At 57.4% G+C, this 19020-nt stretch carries 19 protein-coding genes and 2 pseudogenes; 5 read left to right on the top strand and 16 right to left on the bottom strand.

Going from position 1 to position 19020, the window contains the following annotated elements; all coding sequences use genetic code 11:
• Window positions 1–76 precede the first annotated feature (76 nt).
• The gene (locus HNQ36_RS19775) at window positions 77–751 is read right to left on the bottom strand and encodes a TetR/AcrR family transcriptional regulator (protein ID WP_184087880.1); all 675 of its coding nucleotides are present in this window, start codon (window positions 749–751) and stop codon (window positions 77–79) included.
• Window positions 752–936: 185 nt separating this feature from the next.
• Here HNQ36_RS19775 and HNQ36_RS25980 point away from each other — a divergent pair, with 185 nt between their 5' ends.
• Window positions 937–1170: a hypothetical protein gene (locus HNQ36_RS25980; RefSeq protein ID WP_210312131.1), complete on the top strand. Its 234-nt coding sequence runs from the start codon at window positions 937–939 to the stop codon at window positions 1168–1170.
• Window positions 1171–1209: 39 nt separating this feature from the next.
• Complete coding sequence (locus tag HNQ36_RS19770) at window positions 1210–2199, top strand: Bug family tripartite tricarboxylate transporter substrate binding protein (protein WP_184087878.1); 990 nt, start codon at window positions 1210–1212, stop codon at window positions 2197–2199.
• Between the two features lie 331 nt (window positions 2200–2530).
• On the opposite strand, the pseudogene HNQ36_RS19765 reads toward HNQ36_RS19770, so the two are convergent.
• Window positions 2531–2764 (bottom strand): annotated as a pseudogene (locus HNQ36_RS19765) (branched-chain amino acid ABC transporter permease); the annotation flags it as partial.
• Between the two features lie 72 nt (window positions 2765–2836).
• Window positions 2837–3129 (bottom strand): annotated as a pseudogene (locus tag HNQ36_RS19760) (antibiotic biosynthesis monooxygenase family protein).
• Window positions 3130–3496: 367 nt separating this feature from the next.
• Here HNQ36_RS19760 and HNQ36_RS19750 point away from each other — a divergent pair.
• From HNQ36_RS19750 to HNQ36_RS19740, 3 genes are all read left to right on the top strand, one after another.
• Window positions 3497–4060 (top strand): TetR/AcrR family transcriptional regulator, encoded by a 564-nt coding sequence (locus tag HNQ36_RS19750; RefSeq protein WP_184087874.1) that lies wholly within the window; start codon window positions 3497–3499, stop codon window positions 4058–4060.
• 31 nt (window positions 4061–4091) lie between these two features.
• Window positions 4092–4793 carry a DUF4865 family protein gene (locus tag HNQ36_RS19745; RefSeq protein WP_210312130.1) on the top strand — a complete coding sequence of 234 codons (702 nt, stop codon included), beginning with the start codon at window positions 4092–4094 and terminating at the stop codon, window positions 4791–4793.
• Between the two features lie 265 nt (window positions 4794–5058).
• A complete protein-coding gene (locus tag HNQ36_RS19740) occupies window positions 5059–5364 on the top strand; it encodes a hypothetical protein (protein WP_184087872.1) in 306 nt (101 codons plus the stop codon).
• A 215-nt stretch (window positions 5365–5579) separates the two neighbouring features.
• On the opposite strand, the gene HNQ36_RS19735 is transcribed toward HNQ36_RS19740, so the two are convergent.
• From HNQ36_RS19735 to HNQ36_RS19675, 13 genes are all read right to left on the bottom strand, one after another.
• Window positions 5580–6485, bottom strand: a complete 906-nt coding sequence (locus HNQ36_RS19735; protein WP_184087870.1) for an alpha/beta fold hydrolase — start codon at window positions 6483–6485, stop codon at window positions 5580–5582.
• A 489-nt stretch (window positions 6486–6974) separates the two neighbouring features.
• Window positions 6975–7589, bottom strand: a complete 615-nt coding sequence (locus HNQ36_RS19730; protein ID WP_184087868.1) for an NIPSNAP family protein — start codon at window positions 7587–7589, stop codon at window positions 6975–6977.
• A 13-nt stretch (window positions 7590–7602) separates the two neighbouring features.
• Window positions 7603–8478 (bottom strand): N-acyl homoserine lactonase family protein, encoded by an 876-nt coding sequence (locus HNQ36_RS19725; protein WP_184087866.1) that lies wholly within the window; start codon window positions 8476–8478, stop codon window positions 7603–7605.
• A 4-nt stretch (window positions 8479–8482) separates the two neighbouring features.
• Window positions 8483–9031 carry a hypothetical protein gene (locus tag HNQ36_RS19720; protein WP_184087864.1) on the bottom strand — a complete coding sequence of 183 codons (549 nt, stop codon included), beginning with the start codon at window positions 9029–9031 and terminating at the stop codon, window positions 8483–8485.
• Between the two features lie 22 nt (window positions 9032–9053).
• Entirely contained in the window at window positions 9054–9938 is an 885-nt protein-coding gene (locus tag HNQ36_RS19715) for a polysaccharide deacetylase family protein (protein ID WP_184087862.1), read from the bottom strand.
• 45 nt (window positions 9939–9983) lie between these two features.
• Window positions 9984–10391, bottom strand: coding sequence for a (R)-mandelonitrile lyase (locus HNQ36_RS19710; protein ID WP_184087860.1), 408 nt, complete (start codon window positions 10389–10391; stop codon window positions 9984–9986).
• A 56-nt stretch (window positions 10392–10447) separates the two neighbouring features.
• Window positions 10448–11338: an NAD(P)-dependent oxidoreductase gene (locus HNQ36_RS19705; protein ID WP_184087858.1), complete on the bottom strand. Its 891-nt coding sequence runs from the start codon at window positions 11336–11338 to the stop codon at window positions 10448–10450.
• A 334-nt stretch (window positions 11339–11672) separates the two neighbouring features.
• On the bottom strand, window positions 11673–12767 hold the full coding sequence (locus tag HNQ36_RS19700) for a TRAP transporter substrate-binding protein (RefSeq protein WP_184087856.1): 1095 nt from the start codon (window positions 12765–12767) through the stop codon (window positions 11673–11675).
• Between the two features lie 285 nt (window positions 12768–13052).
• Complete coding sequence (locus tag HNQ36_RS19695) at window positions 13053–14474, bottom strand: TRAP transporter large permease (RefSeq protein ID WP_184087854.1); 1422 nt, start codon at window positions 14472–14474, stop codon at window positions 13053–13055.
• A gap of 25 nt (window positions 14475–14499) precedes the next feature.
• Window positions 14500–15036 carry a TRAP transporter small permease subunit gene (locus tag HNQ36_RS19690; RefSeq protein WP_184087852.1) on the bottom strand — a complete coding sequence of 179 codons (537 nt, stop codon included), beginning with the start codon at window positions 15034–15036 and terminating at the stop codon, window positions 14500–14502.
• Window positions 15037–15324: 288 nt separating this feature from the next.
• The gene (gene lpdA / locus HNQ36_RS19685) at window positions 15325–16722 is read right to left on the bottom strand and encodes a dihydrolipoyl dehydrogenase (protein WP_210312129.1); all 1398 of its coding nucleotides are present in this window, start codon (window positions 16720–16722) and stop codon (window positions 15325–15327) included.
• Complete coding sequence (locus HNQ36_RS19680; protein WP_184087848.1) at window positions 16722–18002, bottom strand: dihydrolipoamide acetyltransferase family protein; 1281 nt, start codon at window positions 18000–18002, stop codon at window positions 16722–16724. Before HNQ36_RS19680 ends, lpdA begins: the two co-directional genes overlap by 1 nt.
• A 3-nt stretch (window positions 18003–18005) precedes the next feature.
• Window positions 18006–19019, bottom strand: a complete 1014-nt coding sequence (locus HNQ36_RS19675) for an alpha-ketoacid dehydrogenase subunit beta (protein WP_184087847.1) — start codon at window positions 19017–19019, stop codon at window positions 18006–18008.
• Window position 19020 lies beyond the last annotated feature (1 nt).

Below are 19020 nucleotides of genomic sequence, written 5' to 3'. Positions count from 1 at the left end.
TCTTCATCGGCCCGCCTCAACTATCGGTACGACTAATCGACTGCAGAGTCGAAAGTCAACAGGGTGGACTCGCCGACTAGGTTTTCCGCACTGACATTGCTGCCATCGACGGCAATCGCGGCAGTAATTGACTACCTTCAATTGTGACGCCAGGCGACGCTAGGCCCCGGCAGACAAAGCCTGCGACCCCTTCGCCGACGTCCGCCTCGCTCCAGGAGCCACCGGGCCGGTACCATTTGGTGACCCAATTGACCGCGCCGAGCACGTTGAAGACCACGAACCGCGGTTCCCCGGGGAGGATCGTGCCGTCCTGCTGCCCCTCCAGCACCATCGAGATCAGAGCGCCCTCGAAGCGATCACGCTCATGCACGACGGTCGAAAGCTGGACCGGGGAAAGCGATTTTTCCTCAAGAATAATAACGCTATAGCTTTGCTCGCCGATCATTGATCGGACATAGGCTGACGTCGTCCTCCGGAGTCGCTCGATGCCGGTGACGCCCTCGTCCCGGCACACCGTGGACAGCGCCTGCTCGGCCGCCGCCATGTGGCACTGATACAGAAGATCCCGCTTGGTTTTGACGTAGTGATAGAGGGTGGGCTTGCTGATCCCCAAGCCCTCGGCGATCTCGTCGAGCGAGGTCCCGTGATAGCCATTGCGGCGAAAGGCCTTTGCCGCCTCACGGTACAACGCGTCCTTCCGGAGATTCTTGAGTTCCGTTGCGCTGGCAACGGCGTTATTCCAGCGAGCCACGACGGCCTCCTTTGGCAGAGCGTATGGCTACCCGACTTCAGAGTCGGTTTCCACTATCAATGTTGCAGCCGCCGCTCGCGGATGGGCCCGCACGCCGGGTCCCATTGCATCAGAGGTTCTCTTGCCGCATCGGCTGACGCGATGACTGTCGCATCCGGCGCAAGCGACGCGGCATTCGCTCGTCATTGAGCGAACAGAACGATTTTCCAAAATCCGGGATCGGCGCGAGATGGATGAACCAAGCGTCCATATCGTTTCGCAATAGCATTTCATTGCAACGCCTGCGTTCTGACGCCATCTTTTATGAAACAGCCAACGCCCTCGTCGTCGCTGGCAACATCGAGAATAGCAGGCAAACCGTCGCCACAACTCGCACCACGTCGCGGAATGGATTCGATTCCTTCCGCGCGATCGCGTGACCGTGGCAACTCGTCGATAAACCATCAAGGAATTATACGATGCGTTCCTTCAGGACCTTCAACTTCATTTCGGCATCTCTCGCAGCGGTCGGCTTGCTCGTCAGCGTCAGCACCGCATCGTTCGCCGATACGTGGCCAAGCAGAACGATCAAGTTCATCGTGCCGTTTCCGGCAGGCGGCGCCGCTGACACTATCGCGCGGATCTATGCCGACAAGCTCAGTGAAGCACTCAAACAATCCATTGTAGTCGAGAACAAGCCAGGCGCCGGCACAGCCATCGCGGCAGAATTCGTCGCCAAGGCCGATCCGGACGGTTACACGCTCTCGCTTGCTTCGGCCGGGCAGCTCACGATCCTGCCGCATATCAACAGGTCGATCACTTACGACCCGTTCAAAAGCTTCGCTCCGGTCTCGCTTCTCGCGTCGGTCCCTTATGTGGTCGCGGCCAGCCCTGATACACCCGTATCGACTCTCAAGGAGTTGATCGCTGCCGCAAAGAGCGAGCCGGGCAAATTTACGTACTCGTCGTGCGGCCCCGGCACGCTTTGCCACCTGAGCGGTGAACTCTTCAAAAACCTGACCGGGACAGATCTGCTGCATGTGCCGTTCAAAGGCAGCGCGCCGGCCATCAACGCACTGCTCGGCAGCCAGGTGAACCTTGCCTTCGACACCCTGACCGTCCTCGCGCCTCAAATCAGAGACGGCAAGATCAAGGGACTGGTCGTTACCAGCCGCGAACGGTCGCCACAGCTTCCCAACGTCCCGACGGCCGCCGAAGCTGGTTTGCCGGGCCTGGTCGTCGACTCCTGGTTTGGCCTCGCGGTTCCCGCAGCAACGCCGACAGCCATTATCCAGCGACTGAACACCGAAGTGATCCGCATCGGGAATCTCCCTGACGTGCGGGAACGCCTTGGCGCGCAGGGTCTGAGCGTCACGACGACAACGCCGGAAGCATTCACTCAGACGATTCACGCGGACTATGAGCGGTGGGGCAAGGTGGTGGATAGCTCTGGCGCCAAAATCAATTGAGGCGCGGCGCCCCCGAGGCTCGAACAGAGATAGAGCTGCTGAACGAGCTGCAGAATGCGGCTCGTTCTCACCAATCCAAAACCATCAAATGTTTGGTTTGTTTGGTGGGCGCACCAGGGCTCGAACCTGGGACCCGCTGATTAAGAGTCTCATTTTTAATTCAACGAACCAATGGGTTAGATGTAAATTTCGAGCTTATCGGTTCAATTATATCAATACGTTACGTGTGAATTGTAAATCGATACAGCTTCATAACAAAAGGGCTCGGCACTTTCGTGCCGAGCCAAGTAGCGACCTAGTGGTCGCATCCGGATGGGGGGACCCACCGGAATTACAGCGACCGTTCGAAGAAATGGGCGATTTCACCGATGATTCCACGGCGGAAGGTCAGCACGCAGATCACGAAAATCGTGTCCTGAATCACCGTGACCCACTGCCCGAAGCCGGCCAGATACTGCTGCATGGCGATGATGACGAAAGCGCCGATCACGGGGCCGAACACCGTGCCGAGGCCGCCCACCAGCGTCATCCAGTGCACGTCGGTCAGCGATGCTGCGCGACGAACACCTTCTCGGCTGCAGGTGGATGAAGAATACAAGTCCGCAACGCTTCTCAGCCTGATTGGTGAGCGTGCGTTTTACACATGCGCAGCGCGACTATCGACAGGCGCCTGTTCACGCTCTGTCAGTCTGTAGTCGCGCAAGACGGCTGCAACACGCAGCCGATAATCGAGAAATACATCTTTGCGGCTGTTCGTCTGGACACCGCGATGAACTTCCCAATTCCGGAATGCCTCTACAGCGGCTTCGTCTCGCCAAATGGAGAGAGCCAGTAACTTCGTTGGATCTGAGAAGCTCTGGAATCGTTCAATTGAGATGAAGCCGTCCATTGCGGCCCGAGCTTGGCACACATGTCCAGGTAGGTCTGCATTTTTCCAGGCGCTGGTGCCGTAAGCCGGCTCTTGCCGTAGAGCGTCGGGATCACCGAGCCGTAGCTCGACGAGGGCGCCCGCAGATCCTGATCCGGGCGCCGTAGACGGTCTGCTTCGCCGTTCTGCTGATCGACCATGCCGCCGGCATAGCCGCCGAGCATCCCGCCGATCGCGCCGCCGATCCCAGGCAGCAGCATGTTGCCGAGGACGTAGCTGCCTACGGTGAGGGACGATGCGCGCCATGGTTTGATCGACGCCTTGATTCCCTACGCAAGTCGGGCTGAAGGCACCGTTCGCTCACGAGAGCTTGACTTCCGGATGCTCCACAAATTAGGTAGATCGGTATACCCATACAGGGAGGCACCGATGTCTGCGCGACCATCGCCACGCGACCGCCTGATCGATACGGCGGCGGATCTCTTCTATGAACGCGGCCTGCCCAATGTCGGCATCAATGAGGTGACCGAACACGCCGGCGTCGCCCGCATGACGCTGTACAACAACTTTGACTCCAAGGAGGCCCTAGCCCTGGCGGCTTTCGAGCGCCAGGCGGAGGCGAGGCAGGCTTTATTCGCGAACCGCCTCAAGGGAGCGCGGACGGCGGTCGCCGCCGTCAAGGTGATGTTCGACGTGTCCGAGCAGCTCGCAACGAAGCCCGGTTTTCGCGGCTGCGCCTTCACCAATGTCGCCGTCCAGAACCCGTATCCCCAGGGGCCGATGCACGCGCTCGTGCGCGCGCACAAAACTTGGATCAGAGCAGCGTTTCGCGATATCGCCGCACGAGCCGGGCACCGGAAACCGGACACGACGGCGCAGCAACTGGTCGCCTTGTTGGACGGCGCGAGCGTCGAGGCGTTCATCCAAGGTAGCGTCGAGCCCATCCGGGCAAGCAAGCAGGCCGCCGTCATCCTTCTGAGCGCGCCGCAATGACCGCCATGACCGTGTCCTCACCGCCATCCGCATGGCTGATCGTGTGTGGGCTGTCGCTCGGTCCTGTCGTCATCAACGGGCGGCGGGCCTGCTGCTCTCGGCCGCTGCCTTAGGGCTATCTTTCGCTTCACCAGGAAAGGAAAAACCACGCATGACTATCGTCCATTACGCACATCGCCTGACCGCAGACTTCGATTTCGGACCCCTCCGGCGATGGTTGAAAGAACGTGGAGCCATTTGGGACGCGGTTCCCGAGCTTTATTTCAAGGGTTTCCTGCTGCGGGAAGCCGGCTGCTTCGGTGCCACCGCGAACAACTTTTCTTCTCTTTATCTCTGGCAACACGACAAGGCGTTTCGCGATTGGCTGCTGCGTGGCGGCTACAAGATCATCACGGATATCTACGGACGAGCGCAGATCGAGACGTTCTTGACGCTCGACGCCTTCCGGGGCAAAGCGGGCGAAGCTCGCTTCCTCTACAGGGACGATATCGCCATTCCGCTCGATGCCGACCTGACAGCCGCCTTCGCAAAAGAGATCGAGCTGGCGCGGGAACGCGCGATACAGCCGGATGTCATCTCGGCGGTCGTCGGACTCGATCCGCTCAACTGGAAATTCGTGCGCGTTCTCTTGTCTGAGGCGGAACCCGACGCAAGCGCGCGTGGCGTCGCTTACCAGATCGCCCATCTGTCGGCTCCGCTGCTCGGCACGCTGTCGCCGGGAGCCGCACGATGAGCTACCGCTTCGAGGCGGGCCACATCTACCGGTGGCTGACGCATTCCGCGCCGGCCTCCGGGACCGCGCCAACTGCCGGACGGCGTTACACGCGATTCGAAGCATAGCCCGCGCCACCTCTCCGTCGCGGCGAACTTTCTGACCGATGCGGCGTAGCTTGAACGGCATCTGCCCGAGGGATTCGCGCTTGCCGGCGAACCAGTCGTGATGGTGGAATTCCACGACATGACCGCGGATCGGCTGGCTGGCCGGGCGCGGCTGCACGATGATCCATGTCGGCTGGCCGGCGACCTTCACCGGCCGCCGGGACAAGGCGACCGGCAGATTCCTCGCCGTGGTGTGGAAGAATCTCGCCGACCCGATCATCACGAGACGGGACGAGATCGGCCATCCCAAGCTCTATGACGAGATCGCAGCCGGTTGGATGGGCTTTCGCTTCCTCGACGTGATGGTCTCCTGCACCTCGCCGCAATTTAATCGAAGCCCGAACGATTACACAGAGAGATACGTCCGCTTTGCTCTTGCTAACCGCACTATAGATACCGACGCACGCGCGTCTCCGGCCCGCTGACGCACCCAAGGAGGCAAGACTTTTTTTCGATCGCTTTGATGGAAGGGCCTGCTTGATAGCAGGAGTACCAGCGACGATGGGTGATTAGTGATCGATAGGCGTTGCCTGTGCAAAGTCTTGTCGTTTTATTAGGGGAATCCACCGGATCGCTTAGCAGTTCTCGCCGCGCGTAAGTGGGCGTTGCGAACCCGCGCCTTACTGAACGAGGCGGATCGCTACCCGCCGTCGCGCAAAAAATCTTTCAGAAGCGCTTCAAACCACAGCGGGTCTTCGATCTCGGGGAAATGACCGACGCCTTCGCGTTCGACGTAGCGCGCATGCGGCGCGATGTTCAGCAGCGAGCGTTTGTCGCTCCTGCGATGTGAGCGGTCATTCATACCCCAGACAGCGAGAGCAGGCTGCACAAAAGTCAGAAATGACGGACTGTCGACGCCCGGCCCGAACCAGTTCTGGATCAGCGATGCCAGACAAAAATTTCCGCCGTGGGCAAAGCATTCGCACGATTGCTTCAGAAACGTTTCGGCAAGATCCTGCGCACCGAGCGCGTTGGGATACCATGTCGCAGGCGCGGTAGTGCGGGTGCGATAGTTCAGTTTTTGACCGATAAAGGGTTTGGCGAGATCGCCGTCGGGATCGACGATCTTACCGGTCCACATTTTCTCCTGGTCCCAGTCGAGCGCCTGCATGAGAATGAGATGGCTCACCAGTTCAGGCCGTTGCGCAGCGATCAGCGCGGAGGGATAGACGTTGGTGCAGGTCGGGCAGAGAACGAAGGGCCCGCCGAGCGACGTCAACAGCTCCGCATAGCCGTCGGCGAATGCGCCGACCGTGAAATCGAAATTCGGCTTGGGTGTCGAAAACCCGAAGCCCGGAGGATCGACCACGACCACGCGGGTCCATTGCGAGAGTCGGTTGAAGATCGGATCGTGATGCTCCAGCGCGTTCGGCCCGTCGGCGAAGAACACGACGGCAGGGCCGCCCGCGCCGCCTTCGCGCACACGGAACCAGACCGCCTCGGTTTCGACATAGCGGACGCCTGTGCGCGATGTGCGTGCCCATTCGCTGAGCCGGGCTGACTGGACTGGCGATGAGGGATGGGTGTCGAGCAGGCTGGGGTCCATGGCTTTTCCGTACTCAATGCAAAGGTTGATTTCCGCTGTTCGCGAATCGAAGACGCTATAGAATAGTCATACGGCTCGCCCTAACGAGATCTCGTCAACAAGAGTGAGGCATTTTCATCGAAGTGACGCGGCAGCGCTGAGGCATACATATCGTGGGCACGATCTTGTCCAAAAACCGGTTTCCACTTTGCGCTTACGTGGCCCTTCCAGCGCGGTTGTCGCCAGACACGACTGATCGCTTTATCTTAGCTCCAATGAAAGTCATCAGGCCTTGCCGGCCAAAACTGTCGCGAACCTCGGAAATCTTGAGCTGCGTTAACTTCATAGAGCTATCAATCATGATCGACCGTCTTATCTAAACTCGGTGGGAGTCTTTGAAGCAGCCCGTCAAGAATCTCTTAGAGCGAGATCCCCAAGACGCCGGATCTCCGGCGGCTACTCGAAACTGCCCTGGGATCTGCGAAGACCGATTTTCAGTATCTGATCCGCCTATTGAATCGGCGAGAATGACGCGGGCAAAAGTATTTTCGTCTCTTCGTCAATCACGATATCGTCGCTGCCGATCGGCCAGAGATGACTCGCAACAGCGGCGTCCTTCACGGCCGCCCTTTCATCAAGAGATTTGTAAGACCAGATATGCGTCAATCGGTTGAGTTCGCCGACATCAGTTACAAAGACACCTATCAATGGTGATAGCTTCAAACGCGCGGACAGCATCTTGTTCCAGCGTTCGATCATGCGCGGCATGGTGAACGGCTTGACGGTGGTGGTGCACATCTCGAAAACATGCCCGCTGCTTGAGGGATCAAGCATTGGCGAGAACGACATTGGCTCGAATATCTCAGCATTCATTGTCAGGATAAACTCACCGGTGTTGGGCGGCCAGCTTCCATCCTTCACTGCTTCGGCGCGAATACGCGCACGTTCCAGACTGTTTTCGTAGGGCCAGACATGAATGACCTGATTCAACGGACCGATATCCGTGGACCAGAACGCGGCAAGCTTCGAGAAATGTTGACGTCTCGGCAAAGCATCGCCAAACCGCTTGAGAAACTCCGGCAATGTGCCCGGCCGGAGTGTGTAAGTCCTGAACTCGTAAATCATGAATCCTATCCGATCATCCTACGCAACTTGTCTGGCCAGCCCCCAGCGTGACTTCTGTGATGTGAAGGCCGTCTTCGGTTAGGCGTGAAGGAAAAGCATCTTTGAGCCGGGCTTCATGAACCGGAATTACACGCTTTGCTTCACCACCGACTTTTTTCACCATTTCATCAGCAATCAAAAGCAGATTGGTCTGGCTCCCCATGGCCAGGCCGATCGGCACGTAAGCGGGATCTGAAGCATCCGTTCCGGCGAGGTTCTCGAAGCAGTAAATGAGATCGCCGGCCAATACCCAGGAATCGGCCGATGCGCGGCCGCTATCGTTACGGATCAGCACATATTGGCTCCCAGCCGTGTGAGTATCGTAGGCTGGATAGAGATCAATACCGGGAAGAACATCCTCACAAGCGCCGTCAATGCAAACGAGTCGTCCTTGTCGCGCAAGATTGATCGCCCGAATGATATCGCCCGGATCGACAGCCGCTGTCAGCCAGCGAAACTTCCGGTCCAGCGACATTGCCCACACCCATTTTGTGAGCTCCGTTTCCTGGATATAGAAGGTAGCATTTGGAAAATGATCTGCCGCCCCTAAATGATCGAAGTGAGCGTGGGTGACAAAAACGTGCGTTACATCTTCCGGGCGAATACCGCAATTCCCCAGCACTTGGCGGGGCGACCTCCAGTTCTCGACACCAAACCGATCATTCAGTTCTTTTCCATAAGCGACGTTGTCGAATCCCACATCGACCATCGCAACGACACCAGGTCCCTTGATCAGTACATAGGCATACGAGAACCGCGCGGTCTCGTTGAACGCACCGTGTAGCGTCACGCCTTTTGGAAAACTGCTCGTATAACCGTATTCAAGCACCCAGATCGAATAAATACCCATTTACTTACTGCCCCGCTTGAACAGCACGAGCGGCGAAACCCGCTCCGATTGATTTCTGATGATCCGCACAGCAGGCGTGCTGGAGATCAACGATCTCGCATCCGGGAAGCGATACAGAGGCGAGGCGCAATTCGCTCCATCCACGAACCAGCAGCGCGAGAGCCGCATCGATGTTGGAATTCTTCCGTGTAGCAACGGATTTAAACGTAACCACGGCATCCGCGATAAGAGACGACGCGCGGATCATGTGGAGATGCCGATGCCTGCTTCCGTCCGGCACCTTTAACGCGTTCATCCCGTCGAGTGCTTGCTGATGATTGTCAGCCGCGACGGCCACGATTGGATGGTCGGGAGAACCTGATCGGCTGCCGGTAGCGGCCAAAATCAGGACCCCCGCCAGTTGGGCCGCAGCGTTGCGCAAGCATTCGAAAGGCAATTGCATCCCGATCGCATACGCGATCGATCCGTCGTCAATATCCGCATTCATGATCCCACGAACACTTTCGGACGGTCTTTCAATGTCCCGTTCCAGCCCTTGCGATCGCGCGCCCATTCCGAAGTCCATCTCTCGCTAATCAACGTGCCCGGAATGGCTGACGGCGACGAAAATCCTTCGCCACATCTTCCATGGTCATCCAACGGACCCCCGCATGGGCGTTAATGTGCGAAATCAGCCGTTCAAGCAGAAGGAGGACTTGCGGCCTTCCCGCGACATCAGGATGAATCGTGATGGGGAATACCGCATAATCCATCTCGCGATAAACCCAGTCGAATTGGTCCCGCCACATCTCTTCAATATCGCGAGGATTGAACCAGCCGCCGCTATTGGGCGCCTGCTTGATGAACATCAGCGGGGGGAGATCATCAATATACCAGTTGGTGGGGATTTCGACCAGGTCGATTTCCTTTCCATGCACCAGCGGCTTCATCCACTCCGAAGCCTTCTTGGCATAGTCGACCTTCGTCCAAGTCTCTCCGACGCGCGCGTAGAACGGCAGAAAATCGTGGTAAGCCTGCGTATGCCCGTATTGAAATCCATACTTGCGCAAGAGGTCGAACGTGTTTGCAGAAGGCTCCCACCATGGAGCTGAATACCCTCGCGGCTTCTTTCCACTGAACTCCTCGATCAGATCGACCGACTTTTTGAGGATGTCCTCTTCCTGTTCCGCAGTCAGGTTCATCGGCGGTTCGTGTGAATAGCCATGGGCACCAATTTCATGCCCGGCAGCGACAACCATTTTTGTTTGCTCAGGAAATGTTTCGATGGAATGCCCTGGCACAAACCATGTTGCTGTGATTCCATATTTATCGAACAGCTTGAGAATGCGTGGCGTACCGATTTCACCGGCGAAGATTCCCCGCTGTATATCATAGATGGAATCGGCACCTCCCCACGAGCCAAGGAATCCCGCGACCGCATCAATATCCACACTGAATGTGCACTGAATCTCTTTCGACATCTCACTTCCTCTGAATCTAACCGAACAATATAAAACGCAGATAGCTCACAAGCTTATCGGACTGAGGTATTGCGCTTCGCTAACGTGCTCCATCCATCTGACATGCACGCCGTCGAGATCTTCCTGCGTTGCGATGTAAACCATCGTGTGGTTAGGACTGGCTCCATGCCAGTGCTTCTCGCCAGGCGGAATCCAAATAACGTCACCAGCGCGCACCTCGCGTGCTTTCTCTCCCCACGACTGCACTCGACCAACTCCAGACAGCACACAGAGCGTCTGACCCAAAGGATGCGTATGCCAAGCCGTTCGCGCCCTCGGTTCGAAGCGCGCAAATCCCGACCGCACGCGAGCCGGTGCCGGCGCCGTAATGATCTCTTCCCGCCACACAGAGCCGGTAAAGTATTCCGGTTCGCCACGGCGCGATGATCTCGAGCCGCTAACATAAATTTCCATGCGCTCCACTCCCACGCGAGCATTCAGGTTATCGGCAGTGAGTTCACGTCCAAGCTTTAGAGTTCAGATGTTCGTTGCTCGATCGCCCGTATCACTGCAATCATGTCGCTGTCCGCAAAACCCAAGGCGCTGGCCTCAGTGAAGAGAGCGAGGCAGACATTCAGTAGTGGCGAAGCAATCCCTGCTGCCTGCGCAGCATTTGAAATCAGCTGGACATTTTCGAGAACATTGCGGATTGACGCCTGCACAGCGAAGTCCTGCGACAGAAACTTTTCGCCCTTGATGCGCGATACGTCGCTTGCCAATGGCCCAGCATCGAGTACAGCGAAAAATTTCGAGAGATCCAGTTTCTGGCGACTTGCGAAATGCACAGCCTCAGAAAGTCCAGCGACGATTGCGGTCAGAAACAGATTCACAGAAAGCTTCATAAGAAGTGCATTCGGCACATTTCCGCAAGGAACGACATTGCTGCACATTGGCGCAAGCAACGACCGTACGGTGTCTATAGATTCCTTTTCCCCTGCTAGCATGCCTATCAGTTTCCCAGCCTCCGCAGGCTTGCGCGAGCCAGATACCGGAGCCTCGACGTAACGTCCTCCCGCAGCAATGACGTCTGCCTCAAGAGCTTTTGAATACTCAGGCGCGGTTGTCGCCATGTTAATCAAGATACGACCACGCACACGGTCATTGAACGCTCGTCCGTTTCGCACCAGAACATCATCCAGGGCAGGTCCGTCGACCAGCATGACAATGACAACTTCACACCGCAGAAATACTTCTTCCGGATGCGTGGCGACAGCCGCACCTAACGCGGCGACGCTTTTGCACTTTACGTGAGAGCGATTCCACACAACAAGCGGAAGACCCGCCTTGATCAGATTCAATGCCATTGGCTCACCCATGGTACCGAGACCGATGAAGCCAATGGGTGCATACGGATTGTTCATAGCGAGAAGAACTCCACTCTCCCGCGATGCAAGCCGCCTCTAGGAAGGAACTTTGCGAAACTGGCTTTGCAAATCATCACAATTCTGGCCGCGAGTTCGAATAGAGATAGTACTTAGGATGTCATCGTTCGGAACATATGGGACGCTGAGATACTGTCATTGCACACCTCGTACTCCATATCGGGAATCAATTTTGCCACTATCAAAAATCGAGTGTGCGAAGGTTCTCCCGGAGATTCTTAGAATTTGAGCGTCATTCGCTCCTTGAGCAAAAGATTCGCGGCAAGCGCATCAAAGCTGCCTTCGACGTGCTCAATCCAGCGAATTTTTCCGCCTATCCGCCGTTGCGTATTCGCGACCGGATCATGAAGCTGTCGTTGGCGTATTCCGCAACCTGCCACCACAGATACTGATCTGAGCGGTAGGCCTGCATCGCATCGATCACCTTCTTGAAGTCGGCGTTCTTCGCCGAGATTTCAGCCCAGAGCTCGTTGGTCGCTTTGAGACAGGCGTCAAGAACTTCGTTAGGGAACGGGCGCAGCTGCGTACCGCTAGCCACCAGACGCTTCAGAGCTCCAGGATTCTGCATGTCGTAACGCGCGGGGACCCAACTGTTAGCATGTGCAGCGGCGCTGGTCAGGATCGCCTGATAGTTCTTCGGCAGCGTTTTGAACTTCTCTAGATTAGTTAACGCATGAATCGTCGATCCGCCTTCCCAGAAACCTGGATAGTAGTAGAACTTCGCGACCTTGTTGAAGCCGAGCTTTTCGTCGTCATACGGACCGACCCACTCGGCAGCGTCGATGGTGCCCTTTTCCAGCGACGGATAGATGTCGCCGCCAGCAAGCTGCTGCGGAACGACGCCGACTTTGGCCAGCACCTGCCCAGCGATGCCGCCGATGCGCATCTTTAGGCCCTGAAGATCAGCGACCGTCTTGATCTCCTTACGGAACCAGCCGCCCATCTGCGTGCCGGTGTTGCCGCAAGGCATGCCGATCACGCCGTACTTCTTGTAGAACTCGTTGGCCAGCTGGTTGCCGCCACCCTGATCGAGCCACGAATTCTGCATGCGGGTATTCAAGCCGAAAGGAACCGATGCGAAAATCGCGAAGGTGGGATCCTTACCGACATAGTAATAGGAAGCCGTGTGGCTCATTTCGACCGTGCCATTGGAGGTCGCGTCGAGAGCCTGCAAACCCGGCACCAGTTCGCCTGCGGCAAACACCTGAATCTGGAACTTGTTGTCAGTCATCTCGGCGACGTACTTCGAGAGCTGCTCAGCACCGCCGTAAATGGTGTCGAGCGACTTCGGGAAGCTGGACGCCAAGCGCCACTTAACTTCAGGCGAGGACTGGGCAATGGCCGGCGAGGCAACCGCAGTTGCTGCTGCTCCGGCCGCGGCTACTTTCAAAAACTCGCGACGCTTCATTCTCATATTCCTCCCAAAACGTGTTTCTCGCGCACGTACTTCGCGCACGGACTGGCCCATAACTTTAGGGAACATCATTGGATCTAGCAGTAGCAATCCGGATCGCTGCTTTATAACGAATACTTTTGAAGTCAGACTTCAAACATTCGGAACAATTTCATTGCCACTTCGAAAGCATTTGGTAGGTCTCGCCTCTGCGCTATGAAGCGAAAAGTTTCGCTTCATAGAGGTCCAGTACGGCGTCCCTGGCAATTTGAAGAAACAACCGTGCCTCTTAGAGCGTCGCTACCTCCATAGCGCGCTATCAGTTCTCTGCAGTTCGAGTTGCGGTATCTCATTCTCTGGGATGTTGATCTTGATGTTGGTGGTGTCGACCTTGGTGGTGTCGATCCAGTAGGTCACCGCACCCGGCCAGTAGATCACGATAATCACCAGGATGACTTGCATCAGCACCCACGGCATGGCGCCCCAATAGATGTCCGAGCTCTTTACTTCAGGTGGGGCGATGCCGCGCAGGTAGAACAGCGCGAAGCCGAACGGCGGGTGCATGAACGACGTCTGCATGTTGACGCAGAGCAGGACTCCGAACCACACCAGGTCAATGCCAAGCTTGGAGGCGACCGGCGCAAGCAGTGGAATGATGATGAAGGCGATCTCGAAGAAGTCCAGGAAGAACGCCAGGAAGAATACGAAGATGTTGACGAAGATCAGGAATCCGATGGCACCCCCCGGCAGCCCCGTGAGCAGATGCTCGATCCAGCGCCCGCCATCCATGCCCTGGAACACGAGGCTGAAGCAGGTCGAGCCGACAAGGATGAACACCACCATGGATGTCAGCCGCATCGTGGACGTCATCGCCTGTTCGACCAGCGGCCATGTCAGGCGACGGTGCATCGCGGCGAGGACCATCGCGCCGACTGCGCCCATGGCGCCGGCCTCGGTGGGTGTCGCAAGCCCGAGACCGATGGTGCCGAGAACGAGAAAGATCAAGACGATCGAAGGGATCATGCCCCACAGCACGCGGCTGACGAGCTTCCAGTCCATTGGCTCTCGCGCCGACTCGGGAAGGGGCGGCATTTTTTGGGGCTGCAGGATCGATACGCCGACGATGTAGAGCAGGAAGATCACGACCTGCAGGATCGAGGGGCCGATTGCGCCGAGGTACATGTCGCCGACGGAACGGCCGAGCTGGTCGGCGAGTACGATCAGCACGAGCGACGGAGGAATCAACTGCGTGATGGTTCCGGACGCTGCGATAACACCGGTCGCGAGGCGCATATCGTAACCGTAGCGGATCATGATCGGCAGCGAGATAACGCCCATGGCGATGACCGAGGCAGCCACCGTGCCGGTGATCGCTCCAAGAATGGCGCCAACGAGGATCACGGCATAGGCGAGACCACCTGGAATTTTTCCGAACAGTTGACCTGTGCCTTCGAGCAAATCTTCCGCAAGACCGCACCGTTCAAGAATCGCACCCATGAATGTAAAGAATGGAATCGACAGCAACAGCTCGTTTGAAATGATTCCGTAAAAGCGGAAGGGGAGAGCCTGCAGAAACGATGGATCGAAGTGTCCTGTATTGGTTCCCAGAATGCCGAAAAACAATCCAACCGCAGCCAATGAGAATGCGACCGGAAACCCGATCAGCATAAACAGGATCATGGACCCGAACATCAACGGGGGAAATATGCCGTGCGAAAACATCAACTAATCCCGACTCGTGCGGTTGCTATTGCAAAGGAGCTTCGTAATGCGTGTTAATGCGTATCGCGCCAGCGAGCGCCGCAGTACGCTTTGCAAGTTCGCCAAGCCCCTGAATGAAGAGCAATGCGAAACCAGCGGGAAGGAGGGCCTTGGCAGGCCACAGGATCAGTCCGCCCGCGTTCATGGACATCTCCTTCGATTGGAAGGAACTGAAGAAGAAGGGCCAGGTCAGGTAGGTGAGGTAGGCCATCACCGGGAGCAGGAATACCGTGAAGCCGAAGATATCGATCCACAGCCGCGTTCTGTCAGTTACCCACGAATACAGCAGATCGACGCGAACGTGCTCGTTAAGACGCAGCGTCTGCGCAGCTCCGAGCAACACGATCCCGCCGAACATGTACCACTGGATTTCAAGCAATCCGTTTGAGCTGTAGCTGACCAGATAACGGACCACTGCGTTGCCAGCACTCACGAGGCAGGCGAGGAGCACGAGCCATTTGGCAATGTAACCTGCGACATCGCTAATGCCGTCGATCACGCGCGTGAATTTTATGATTTCCAACGCATCCCCCTGAGTGGTGTTGCTTTATTGGTCACCCGCCAATTTTGTTATTGTTGCGGCTAGCATGATCGCGGCTTATGCCGCACGCTATCGAATCTTCATTAGTATCGCGATGAGCCACGAAAACAGGCAGGACCAGCGTGGCGACATCCCTTATTGCGGACCGCTCTCTATGACGATGCGAAGGTCTTGATAATCCCAATAATTCCGAAATCAGATATTAGTGAAGCAAAACTTGTGGAACCCAGACAGAGGTTGAACGCCTCTCTGCCTGAACTGAATGTAGAGTTAAGCATGGATCGCATGACCCAACCCCTTAAGTGCCGCCTCGTGGAACGCTTCGCCCAGGGTCGGATGAGCATGAATAGTGCATGCGATGTCTTGCAAGACTGCCCCCATCTCTATCGCTTGGGTGAATTCACCCACAAGCTCTGACACGTGCGGACCGACAGCATGAATCCTGAGGATACGGTGGTCGCTTTTTCTCGCGACCACACGCACGAAGCCACCATCCTCGACGCCATTCATCGACAAGGCTCGGCCATTCGCCTGAAAGGGAAAAGTTGAAACAATGGCATCCTGCAAATCGGCTGTCGTTGCTCCCGTCTCAACGCTAACGATCTCCGGCTCCGTGAAGCAAACCGCGGGAATTGCAACAGGGTCAAAGCGGCGGCGATGACCAGCGATAATCTCCGCAACCATTTCGCCTTGCATGGATGCCTTATGGGCCAACATCGGCTCACCGACGAGATCGCCGATCGCCCAGACATTCTTCATCGATGTGGCGCAGCGTTCATCGACACGCACGAACCCGCCATCAATCGCCACCGCCATATGCTCGAGGCCCCAGCCATCTACTGCGGGCCGACGGCCGGTGGCCACGAGGATCTTGTCGGCCTGTAACGTCAGCCGCTCCCGGGAGTCTGTTTCAATGACAAGTCCCGTTCCGGCCTCATCTATCCCAACCGCTTTGGCCCCGAGATGCGTGATGACATTTTTGCGCTTCAGCCAGCGCCGAACAGGTTCGACAAGCTGTTCGTCGTACAGCGGGAGAATCTGCTGCTGCGCCTCGACGACTGCAACTTGAGAGCCAAGCTTGCGAAACGCAATACCAAGTTCGAGGCCGATATAGCCGCCGCCCACCACCACCAGAGACTTCGGAAGCTCGGGCAGTGAAAGCGCTTCGGTTGAGGATATGACTGAACCGCCGAACGGCAGGAATGGCAATTCAACCGGCACAGATCCGTTGGCAAGAATGACATGCTCCGCTGTGATGACGACATCGGTGTCCGCTCCCGTCACTCGGCACGTCTTGGCATCGGAGAACGTCGCCCATCCCTGCACGACCTTTACCTTGGCTCGTTTCAGCAATCCCGCGATGCCGTTATTCAGCTGATTGACGATGCCTTCCTTCCAGCGGACGGTGCCGGCGAAGTCGAGTTGTGGCGGACTGGCCAAGCTGATGCCTAAACGGCCGCCTTCAGCTACCCGCGCTATGGCCTCGAACTGCCCTGCGGCATGAATAAGCGCCTTGGATGGAATGCAGCCGCGGATCAGGCAGGTGCCGCCCAGCCGCTCCTTTTCGACAAGCACAGTGTCGAAGCCGAGCTGGCCGCAACGGATCGCCGCCACATAACCACCGGGGCCGCCGCCGACCACGATGACCTTGGTCTTGATTGTCTCCATCACGCACGATCCATAAACAGCAATGCGGGCTGTTCGATCAGGCGTTTCAGGGCCTGAATGAATCGAGCGGCATCATAACCATCGACGATGCGATGATCGAACGATGCGGACAGGTTCATCATTGTTCGGACCGCGACCTGACCGTTCAGCACAACCGGCCGCTCGACGAGCTTGTTGGGGCCAATGATCGCCACTTCTGGATAATTGATCACCGGCGTCGCGGACACGCCGCCAAGTGCGCCCAGACTGGTCAGCGTGATCGTCGAGCCTGTCAGCTCGTCACGGGTGGCCTTGCCCTCTCGCGCCGCCTTTGTGACGCGCGCGAGTTCACTCGCGCACTCGAACAGGCCAAGCGCTTCAACATGGTGCACAACCGGCACCATCAGCCCACCCGGAGTCTGGGTGGCGATACCGATATGGAGGCCTTCATATGTACGCAGAATACTGGTCTCGTCATCATAGCGTGCGTTGACCTGCGGGAAGTCAGCGACGAGGCTGACAAGCGCGCGCATGAAAAACGGCAGCAAGGTCAGCTTCGGGCGATCCATCCTGCCCTCCGCATTCACTTCCCGCCGCAACCTCCCGAGTTCGGTAAGATCGAACTCCTCGACATAAGTAAAATGAGGAATTCGGCGCTTGGAGACCTGCATGTTCTCGGCGATCTTGCGGCGCAGACCAACGATCCTGGTCTCGGTGATACCCTCACGTTTCGCGTGATGGTGTTGCACCGACGCACCAGCCGGCGTACCTGCAACATACGCATTCAGATCTTCCGCGGTGATCCGCCCCCCCGGACCGGTGCCTGGTACAAATTGCAGCGGTAAACCGAGTTCATAGGCCCGCCTGCGTGTCGCTGGCGCAGCAAGCGGGAGATCGCCCGGCGCACGCGTCGCGGCAAACCGTGCCGGTTCGGATTTTGCCGGTGCCGCTGGCGACGTTGACTTGACAGGCGCAGCAGCTACAGGCGCTGCCACGACGGACTTCGATGCTGGCGCCTCCTTCGGCGGCGCCTTCGCAGTTTCCGGCGCCAACCCATTTTGATTGGTATCAAGTTCGATCAGAACCGATCCCACCGGCATACGTTGCCCAATCTCGCCGTGAAGCGCGATGACGCGCCCCGCCACGGGCGTGGTCATTTCGACCGTCGCCTTGTCGGTCATGACATCGACCATCAACTGGTCTTCATCGATCAGATCGCCGATCTTCACATGCCATGCGACAATTTCGGCTTCAGCCACGCCCTCACCAACGTCGGGCAAACGAAAAGTATAATTTTCCATGTCTCAGCTCTCAATCGCGCGCTGCATCGCAGTGACAACCCGCGAAGCGCCGGGAAAGTAATCCCACTCGAAGGCGTGCGGATAAGGCGTGTCCCATCCCGCGACGCGCTCGATGGGTGCTTCGAGGTGGTAGAAACACCGTTCCTGCAGCAAGGATGAAAGCTCGCCGCCGAAACCTCCGAAACGGGACGCCTCATGGACGATGACGCATCGTCGGGTTTTCCTGACGGACGCAACAATGGTTTCAATGTCGAGTGGTACGATGCTGCGCAGATCAACGATCTCTGCATCGATCCCGCTGTCCTCAACCGCGGCGAGCGCGACATGGACCATCGTTCCGTAGGCGAGCACAGTGACAGCCACCCCCTCGCGCGCGATGGCTGCTTTTCCGAGAGGAATTTTGAAATAATCGGTCGGCACTTCGCTGGCGGCATGCGCAGACCACGGCTGCACCGGCTGACCATGGCGACCGTCGAAAGGCCCGTTATAGATCCGCTTCGGCTCCAGAAAGATAACCGGATCATCGTCCTCGATCGCCGCGATCAAGAGTCCCTTCGCATCGTAGGGAGTCGACGGAATGACCGTCTTAAGTCCCGACACATGAGCAAAGATCGCCTCGGGACTGGAACTATGGGTCTGCCCGCCGAAAATTCCTCCGCCGTAGGGTGAGCGCACTGTGATTGGCGCCCAGAACTGCCCGGCAGAGCGATAGCGCAAGCGCGCAGCCTCTGAGACCAGTTGATCGTAGGCCGGTAGAATGTAGTCAGCGAACTGGATTTCAACGACCGGCCGCAGGCCATAGGCGCCCATACCGATCGCGGTGCCGACGATCCCGCCTTCCGAGATCGGCGTATCGAAACAGCGGGTCAGGCCGTGCTTCGCCATCAAGCCATCCGTCGCGCGAAACACACCACCGAAGTAGCCGACATCCTCGCCAAAAATCAGCACATCGGGATCGCAACCCAGCATCACATCGAGCGCGGAGTTGATCGCCTGAATCATGTTCATCGTCGCCATG

This window comes from Afipia massiliensis, from assembly GCF_014203115.1.
Classification (GTDB): Bacteria; Pseudomonadota; Alphaproteobacteria; order Rhizobiales; family Xanthobacteraceae; genus Afipia; species Afipia massiliensis.
The sequence above is the reverse complement of the archived record's forward strand: the minus strand, read 5'-3'. Positions and strand labels throughout refer to the sequence as shown.

Excerpts from the sequence above, each read along its gene's own strand:
- HNQ36_RS19675 (WP_184087847.1), bottom strand. The coding sequence starts at position 19,019 with ATGGCGACGATGAACATGATTCAGGCGATCAACTCCGCGCTCGATGTG.
- HNQ36_RS19750 (WP_184087874.1), top strand. The coding sequence starts at position 3,497 with ATGTCTGCGCGACCATCGCCACGCGACCGCCTGATCGATACGGCGGCG.
- HNQ36_RS19700 (WP_184087856.1), bottom strand. The coding sequence starts at position 12,767 with ATGAAGCGTCGCGAGTTTTTGAAAGTAGCCGCGGCCGGAGCAGCAGCA.
- HNQ36_RS19735 (WP_184087870.1), bottom strand. The coding sequence starts at position 6,485 with ATGGACCCCAGCCTGCTCGACACCCATCCCTCATCGCCAGTCCAGTCA.
- lpdA (WP_210312129.1), bottom strand. The coding sequence starts at position 16,722 with ATGGAGACAATCAAGACCAAGGTCATCGTGGTCGGCGGCGGCCCCGGT.
- HNQ36_RS19725 (WP_184087866.1), bottom strand. The coding sequence starts at position 8,478 with ATGGGTATTTATTCGATCTGGGTGCTTGAATACGGTTATACGAGCAGT.
- HNQ36_RS19770 (WP_184087878.1), top strand. The coding sequence starts at position 1,210 with ATGCGTTCCTTCAGGACCTTCAACTTCATTTCGGCATCTCTCGCAGCG.
- HNQ36_RS19680 (WP_184087848.1), bottom strand. The coding sequence starts at position 18,002 with ATGGAAAATTATACTTTTCGTTTGCCCGACGTTGGTGAGGGCGTGGCT.
- HNQ36_RS19740 (WP_184087872.1), top strand. The coding sequence starts at position 5,059 with ATGATCCATGTCGGCTGGCCGGCGACCTTCACCGGCCGCCGGGACAAG.
- HNQ36_RS19730 (WP_184087868.1), bottom strand. The coding sequence starts at position 7,589 with ATGATTTACGAGTTCAGGACTTACACACTCCGGCCGGGCACATTGCCG.
- HNQ36_RS19710 (WP_184087860.1), bottom strand. The coding sequence starts at position 10,391 with ATGGAAATTTATGTTAGCGGCTCGAGATCATCGCGCCGTGGCGAACCG.
- HNQ36_RS19695 (WP_184087854.1), bottom strand. The coding sequence starts at position 14,474 with ATGTTTTCGCACGGCATATTTCCCCCGTTGATGTTCGGGTCCATGATC.
- HNQ36_RS19705 (WP_184087858.1), bottom strand. The coding sequence starts at position 11,338 with ATGAACAATCCGTATGCACCCATTGGCTTCATCGGTCTCGGTACCATG.
- HNQ36_RS19720 (WP_184087864.1), bottom strand. The coding sequence starts at position 9,031 with ATGGGCGCGCGATCGCAAGGGCTGGAACGGGACATTGAAAGACCGTCC.
- HNQ36_RS19745 (WP_210312130.1), top strand. The coding sequence starts at position 4,092 with ATGGCTGATCGTGTGTGGGCTGTCGCTCGGTCCTGTCGTCATCAACGG.
- HNQ36_RS19715 (WP_184087862.1), bottom strand. The coding sequence starts at position 9,938 with ATGTCGAAAGAGATTCAGTGCACATTCAGTGTGGATATTGATGCGGTC.